This is a genomic window from Micromonospora sp. ATA51 (assembly GCF_016802855.1).
GTDB classification, from domain to species: domain Bacteria; phylum Actinomycetota; class Actinomycetes; order Mycobacteriales; family Micromonosporaceae; genus Micromonospora; species Micromonospora sicca.
Genome location: NZ_JAEVHJ010000567.1, coordinates 1 through 2,297 on the forward strand (window position 1 = coordinate 1; position 2,297 = coordinate 2,297).

Below are 2,297 nucleotides of genomic sequence, written 5' to 3' on the forward strand. Positions count from 1 at the left end.
GTGGCGGTGGTGGTCATCGAGTCTCCGTCATGGGGTCGGCGGGGCAGCGACGGTGCGTGGGCGACGCGGGCGACGGGATGGCCTCGGCGTCGCCTTGCCGGCGGTCAGCGTTCGAGCACGAGGGCGAGGCCCTGCCCTACGCCGATGCACAGGGCGCGACTCCGACGCCGCTGCCGGCGGCGGCGAGTTGGTGGGCGACCGCGCCGGCGATGCGGGCGCCGGAGGCGCCGAGGGGGTGGCCGATGGCGATGGCGCCGCCGTGCGGGTTGACGATGGTGGGGTCGAGGTCGGGCCACTCGGCCAGGCAGGCGAGCGCCTGCGCGGCGTAGGCCTCGTTGAGTTCCACGGTGTGCAGGTCGGCGAGGCCGCGGCCGGCCTTGGCCAGGGCCCGGTGTACCGCCTCGACCGGTCCGACCCCGAAGTACTTGGGCTCGATGCCGGTGACCGCCGACGCCCGGAAGCGGGTGAGCGGTTCCCGGCCGGTGGCCCGCAGGCCGTCCTCGTCGGCGAGCAGCAGGGCCGCGGCCCCGTCGTTGAGCGGCGACGAGTTGCCTGCGGTGAGCGTGCCACCGTCCGGGCGGAAAGCGGGGTTCAGCCGGGCCAGTGCGGCGGCGGACGTGTCGTCGCGGATGGACTCGTCGCGCGGCAGGTCGATCCCCGGGTACGCGACGACCTCCTGGTCGTACCGGCCGTCCCGCCAGGCGCGGCTGGCCTTCTCGTGGCTGGCCAACGCGAACGCGTCCTGGGCCTCGCGGGTGATGCCGTACCGGTCGGCGACCAGTTCGGCGCATTCGCCGAGGGGGATGGTCCATTCCGCGGGCATCCGGGGGTTGACCATTCGCCACATCCACCAGGTTCGAGCCGGTAACCCATTAACCTCGGTCTTTCATTTGAGCGCTGGTTCATAGCTGTTGCTCGATGAGATGGGTTCCAGGGATTTGCGCTGGAATGCAGGCATGCTGACGGCCCGGCGCTGGGCCGGGTTCCTCCGTGGAGCTGGTCGGGGCGTGAGGTTGCTGGGTCAGCCAGCGGGTTGGGGTAGCGTGGCGAGGCGGTTGAACGCGCTGGTCAGGGCGTTGGCCCAGGGCCAGTCGGCGGCGATGGCGAGCCGGGTCTGGCGGGCGGTGCGGGTGATCCGGGCGGCGACGTGCAACAGGCGGTAGCGCAGCTTCTTGGGTTCAGCTCGGGCGAGGTCACCGTCCAGGAGCAGGGTTTGGGTCCAGGCGAGTAGGTCGATGCCGGTCAGGGCGAGTTGCAGCCAGGCCTGGTTGATCGCGAAGTGTCGGGACGGGAAGCGGCCGAAGCCGGTGTCCTTGCCGGTGCGGATGCGGTCCTCGACGCGGGCGTGGGCGCGGTGCCGGGCCTCCAAGTGCTGGATGCCGCCGTTGCCGGCAGGGGTGTCAGTGGCGACGACCTGATGCCGCCAGCCTTCGACGGTGTCGAACAGCGACAGCTGAGCGCCGGGGTGCGGGCGTTCCCGGCGGACCAGGAACCGGGCCCCTTCGGGCCAACCGGCCGCCTCGAACAGGCCGGTGATCTCGCAGACCTCGGCGTTTTCACGCAGATCACCGCTGGTGTCGACGGCGGGGACCCAGCCGGTCGCGGCGCGGATCGCCTCCCGGACCGGCTCGGTGATCGCGGCGCCGACGGAGAACCGGATGTCCACGTGCTGCTCCCGCAGGGACCGGATGTGGGCGAGGAAGCCGTGACTACTGCCGGCCGAATCGCTGCGGAGCAGGATCGGGGTGCCGTGCCGATGCGCATCGGGGATCTGAGCGAGGGCCTGGTCGAGGACGGTGACATGGTCGGCGGTGGTGTTCGACCCGGCCCGACCCTCGCGCAGCAGCCCGGCAAGGGCTTCACCGGTGTTGTCCAGGAAGCAGAGCAACGGGTGATAGCCGAACGTCTTCTTCCAGGTGCGGGTAGCTGCCTCCTTCTCGGAGTGACAGATCACGATCGACGCGTCGATGTCCAGGACCAGGCCGTCGACCTGCCGGCCGGCCACGCTCACCTGCGGCAGGTCGCCGCGGACTTCGGCGTGCTGGGCCCAGGCGACCTCGCGGGCCCGGCCGCGCGGCACGTAGTTCGGCCAGCATCGGCTCGTCCAGCTGCGACAACAGCCGCCATGCCGTCGGGTCGGAGGCGACCCGCCCGAACAAGGTGGGCTGGTCACGCAGCACAGCCAGATCGGCGATGGCCTCGCCGCCGTCGGCGAGCATCACCGCCACATCCACGGCGATCCGGCCCGGGTCGTGCCCACCCTGCCGTTGCCGCAAACCGGCGAGAGCATCACTGAA

At 71.5% G+C, this 2,297-nt stretch carries 1 protein-coding gene and 1 pseudogene; both read right to left on the reverse strand.

Going from position 1 to position 2,297, the window contains the following annotated elements; all coding sequences use genetic code 11:
• Nucleotides 1–136 precede the first annotated feature (136 nt).
• Nucleotides 137–823 carry a thiolase family protein gene (locus JNW87_RS37800; RefSeq protein ID WP_238455378.1) on the reverse strand — a complete coding sequence of 229 codons (687 nt, stop codon included), beginning with the start codon at nucleotides 821–823 and terminating at the stop codon, nucleotides 137–139.
• A gap of 198 nt (nucleotides 824–1,021) precedes the next feature.
• A pseudogene (locus JNW87_RS37805) lies at nucleotides 1,022–2,297 on the reverse strand (IS1380 family transposase); the annotation flags it as partial.

What these genes read in the sequence shown, in the direction of transcription:
- JNW87_RS37800 (WP_238455378.1), bottom strand. Translation starts at nt 823, where the DNA reads ATGCCCGCGGAATGGACCATCCCCCTCGGCGAATGCGCCGAACTGGTC.